This is a genomic window from Streptomyces sp. NPDC055506, assembly GCF_053643595.1.
In genome coordinates this window covers 1-4,101 of sequence record NZ_JBSHKH010000249.1, presented here as the reverse complement: position 1 = coordinate 4,101, position 4,101 = coordinate 1, and the positions used below count along the sequence as shown (strand labels likewise).

Annotated in this window: 5 protein-coding genes; 2 read left to right on the top strand and 3 right to left on the bottom strand. The window is 71.7% G+C overall.

All coding sequences use genetic code 11. The features are described 5' to 3' along the window. Positions 1-53: 53 nt before the first annotated feature. Genes ACWIF2_RS40175 through ACWIF2_RS40165 form a run of 3 tightly spaced genes read right to left on the bottom strand, consistent with a single transcriptional unit; the run spans position 54 to position 2,703 of the window. The gene (locus tag ACWIF2_RS40175) at positions 54-1,163 is read right to left on the bottom strand and encodes a DegT/DnrJ/EryC1/StrS family aminotransferase (protein WP_454366593.1); all 1,110 of its coding nucleotides are present in this window, start codon (positions 1,161-1,163) and stop codon (positions 54-56) included. After that, positions 1,160-1,888, bottom strand: a complete 729-nt coding sequence (locus tag ACWIF2_RS40170) for a class I SAM-dependent methyltransferase (RefSeq protein ID WP_454366591.1) — start codon at positions 1,886-1,888, stop codon at positions 1,160-1,162. The genes ACWIF2_RS40175 and ACWIF2_RS40170 overlap by 4 nt, the downstream gene beginning before the upstream one ends. A gap of 14 nt (positions 1,889-1,902) precedes the next feature. Then, positions 1,903-2,703, bottom strand: coding sequence for a cyclase family protein (locus tag ACWIF2_RS40165; RefSeq protein ID WP_454366589.1), 801 nt, complete (start codon positions 2,701-2,703; stop codon positions 1,903-1,905). Positions 2,704-2,907: 204 nt separating this feature from the next. On the opposite strand from ACWIF2_RS40165, the gene ACWIF2_RS40160 reads away from it, so the two are divergent. Next, positions 2,908-3,315 carry a nuclear transport factor 2 family protein gene (locus ACWIF2_RS40160; RefSeq protein WP_454366587.1) on the top strand — a complete coding sequence of 136 codons (408 nt, stop codon included), beginning with the start codon at positions 2,908-2,910 and terminating at the stop codon, positions 3,313-3,315. Positions 3,316-3,370: 55 nt separating this feature from the next. Next, positions 3,371-4,101, top strand: a 731-nt coding sequence (locus ACWIF2_RS40155) for an SDR family NAD(P)-dependent oxidoreductase (RefSeq protein ID WP_454366595.1), incomplete at its 3' end; no start/stop codon positions are given.

The window sequence follows — 4,101 nt, the reverse complement described above, 5'->3', positions numbered from 1 at the left end:
CGGTGAGGCGGTCCGCCTCACCGGGACACGGCGTTTCGCACAGGGACACGGCGTCACAGGCCGGCGATCACCTCGCGGAGCGCCTCGATCACCTTCTCCTGGACGTGCCGCGGCAGCGAGGGGTACATCGGCAGCGAGAAGATCTCCTTCGCCAGCCGCTCGGTCACCGGCAGATCGCCCTCGTGGTAGCCGAGGTGCGCGAAGCCGGACATCGTGTGCACCGGCCAGGGGTAGCTGATGTTCAGCTCGATGTCGTACGCCTTGAGCCGCTCGATGATCCGGTCCCGCTCGGGGTGGCGGACCACGTGGACGTAGTGGACGTGATCATTGCCCACCGCGTTCGCGGGCAGGACCAGGCCGGTGTCCCCCAGCCCCTCCGCATAGCGTCGCGCCACGCGCCGCCGGCCCTCGACGTAGGTGTCGAGGCGCCGTAGCTTGCGGCGGAGGATCTCGGCCTGGACCTCGTCGAGGCGGCTGTTGTGCCCGGGAGTCTGGACAACGTAGTACCTGTCCTCCATGCCGTAGTAGCGCAGCCGGCGCAGCTCCGCGTCCGTGCCGGAGTCGTGGGTGACCACCGCGCCGCCGTCGCCGTACGCCCCGAGGACCTTCGTCGGGTAGAAGGAGAAGGCCGCGGCGTCGCCCATGGTCCCGGCGAGCCGGCCGTGGTGGCGGGCGCCGTGGGCCTGGGCGCAGTCCTCCAGGACCTTCAGGCCGTGGCGCCCGGCGAAGGCGGTCACCGCGGCCATGTCGACGCACTGCCCATACAGGTGCACCGGCACGATCGCCGTGGTCCGCTCGGTGAGCGCGCCCTCCAGCAGGTCGGTGCGCATGAGGTAGTCCTCCTCGCGCACGTCGACGAAGACCGGCCGGGCTCCCACGGCGTCGATGGCCAGGACCGTGGGGGCCGCCGTGTTGGACACCGTGAGCACGTCGTCGCCCGGCTTCACGCCGAGCGCCTGGAGGCCGAGGACGAGGGCGTTGGTGCCGTTGTCGACGCCGACGCAGTGCGGCTGCCCGTGGTAGGCGGCGAACTCCTGCTCGAAGCCGGAGACGCTCTGTCCGAGGACGAGCTGACCGGACTGGAACACCGTGTCGACGGCGTCGAGGAGTTCCTCGCGTTCCTCGGCGTACTCCCGCAGATAGTCCCAGACATAGGTGGTCATCGCCCGGACACCTCCCGCTCCTTGACTCCGGTGAAGAGGCCACGGCCGGTCGGCGGGCCCGGCTGGTACGCGACGGAGCAGCCGGCGTCCGTGAACGCCTGCTCGTACTCCTCACGCGTGAACAGGGTCAGTACGTCGATCTCGGTGAAGGTCCGGATGCCCGACGGCTCGCCGACGAGGAACTGGACCTCCATCCGGGTCGCGCGTCCCTGGAGGGTGGAGTGGGAGATCCGGGCGACGGTCCTGTCGCCCTCGCGGGCCAGGTCCCCGGCCACGAACCCTTCCTTGAACTGCTCGGGGAACCACCAGGGTTCGATGACCAGCACGCCTCCCGGTTCGAGGTGACGGGCCATCGAGGCCACGGCGGAGCGCATTTCCTCGACGCTGCCCAGATAGCCGATGGCACAGAACATGCAGGTGACGACGGAGTAGCGGCGACCGAGGTCGAAGTCGCGCATGTCGCCCTCGTGGATGGTCAGGCCGGGCCACCGCTCCAGCGCCAGATCACGCATGGGCGCCGCGATCTCCAGGCCCTCCGCCGTGGCGAAGAGCTTGCTGAAGGGGCCGAGATGGGCGGCGGTGCCACAGGCCACGTCGAGCAGCGTGTCGGCACCCGGGGCGTGCCGGCGTGCCACGGCCGCGATGTCCTCGGCCTCCGCCGCCCAGTCCTTGCCCCGGCTGCGGTACACCGTCTCGTAGACCTCGGCGAGGTCGGTGCTGTACATGGATTCTCCTCGGGTCAGGGTCTGGTCAGGGGGCCCTGGTCGTCGACGAGGGCGACCGCGCGCGCCCAGCCGGCCCCGGCGCCGGCGACCTTCACCGGGAAGCAGGCCACCTGGAAGCCGTACGGCGCGGGCAGCTCCTCGAGGCCCGCGAGCCGCTCGATCTGGCAGTACTCCCGGTGGCGTCCGGCGACATGGGCCGGCCAGAGCACGGCGGGGTCCCCGGTGCGCCGGTACTCGGCGATGATCGTGGTGAACGGCGCGTCCAGGCTGAACGCGTCGGTGCCGACCACCCGGATGCCCGCGTCGAGCAGGAAGGCGATGGCGCTCGCGTCGAGACCGACGAAGTCGGTGAAGTACCGGCTCGTGCCCGACCACGCGGATGCGCCGGTGTGCAGGAGCACGATGTCGGACGGGGCGAGCGCGTAGCCGATCCGGTCGAGTTCCTTGCGCAGGTCCGCCGCGTCGACGACACCCGCCTCGCGGCCCCGGACGTCCAGGACGACCCCGGGGGCGAGGAACCACTCCAGCGGCATCGCGTCGATGTGCCGGGGCACGCCGGTGCCGTACGTCGTCCGGGAGCCGTAGTGCGAGGGCGCGTCGACGTGTGTGCCGGTGTGGGTGGTCAGACTCAGCCGGTCCAGCGAGAGGAACTCGCCGTCGGGCAGGTCGTCGGGGTCGAACTCGATGTCGAAGTGGCGCCGCATCTCGTCGCGCATGTGCAGCGCGCCCTCGCGTGGGGACATCACCTCGTGGACCACCGGGTCCGGTTCGAACGAGCCGGCGTCCACCGGCGAGGACAGGTCAATGATGCGCACGGTCACCTCCTGGACGACCAAGCCAGCCTGGCCGCAGCCGCTCGGAAGGCATTGGAAGACCGCTCGACGACCGCGCGGCGCTCTCGAGCGGGATTCGACAGACGTGCGACAGGGGTGCGCCAGGGTCGGGCGTCGAGGACCGGCGACGAAGACCGTCATCACGGAGACCGTCGTCACGGAGAACCGTCGTAGGGGAGGCCGTTCGTGAACAGCACCGACATCCAGCAGTTCTACGCCCGCCACATGCAGTTGCTCGACGGCGGTGCCGCCGAGGCGTGGGCCGGCACGTTCACGCCCGACGCCGTCTTCGCGGCCCCGTCGATGACGGAGCCCGTCCGGGGCCGGGACGGCATCGCCGCCGGGGCGCGGGCGGCGGTCGAGGGGCGGGCCGCGGCCGGGGAGACGCACCGGCACTGGGTGACCATGACGACCGCCCGGAGCACCGGCGACGGCATCGAGGCCGTCTCGTACGTCCAGATCCTCGCGACCCCGAGGGGCGGCGCCCCGCGCGTGCACCTGTCCTGCGTGATGTGCGACCGGCTGGTCCGGCGGGACGGCGAACTGCTCGTGGCGGAGCGGCACATCACCCGGGACGACCGGCCGGCGGGCTGACCTCGACCCGGCTTCGAGCCCTCGTCAGTAGCGTCCCGGCATGACTCCTAGGACTGTGATCATCACTGGTGGGGGCACCGGAATCGGCCGTGCGACGGCCCGCCGCTTCGCCGCGCGGGGAGACCGTGTCCTGGTCGTGGGCCGCACCGCCGACGCCCTCGACGAGACGGCCGAGGGCCACGACGGCATCCGCACCCTGGTCGCGGACATCACCGAGCCGGGGGCCGGCGAGACGGTGGTGGAGGCCGCGCTGCGGGCGTTCGGGCGACTGGACGTGCTGGTCAACAACGCCGGGACCGGCTCGTTCGCGCCGCTCGCCAAACTCGACCGGGCCGCGACCGAGCATCAGGTCGCCGTCAACCTGATCGCCCCGGCCTTCGTGGCGCAGGCCGCGCTGGAGGCCCTGGAGGCGACCGGCGGCACCATCGTCAACGTCAGCTCGGCCGGCTCGCTGGGCATCCAGGGGTTCCCCGACAACTCGGTCTACTGGGCGACGAAGGCGGCGCTGAACCACTTCACCCGCACCTGGGCCGTCGAGCTGGCGCCGCGCGGTATCCGGGTGGTGTCGGTCGCGCCGGGCGTGACCGACACCGGCATCGGTGAGCGCGTCGGCATGTCCGCCGAGGAGTACCAGGGGTTCCTCGGACAGCTCGCCGAGCGGATCCCGCTCGGGCGGGTCGCCACGCCCGAGGACGTGGCCTGGTGGATCACCGCGCTGGCCGACCCCGAGGGCCGCTACCTGACGGGCGCGGTCGTCCCGGTCGACGGCGGTCTCTCCCTCACCTG

What these genes read in the sequence shown, in the direction of transcription:
- ACWIF2_RS40175 (WP_454366593.1), bottom strand. Translation starts at nt 1,163, where the DNA reads ATGACCACCTATGTCTGGGACTATCTGCGGGAGTACGCCGAGGAACGC.
- ACWIF2_RS40170 (WP_454366591.1), bottom strand. Translation starts at nt 1,888, where the DNA reads ATGTACAGCACCGACCTCGCCGAGGTCTACGAGACGGTGTACCGCAGC.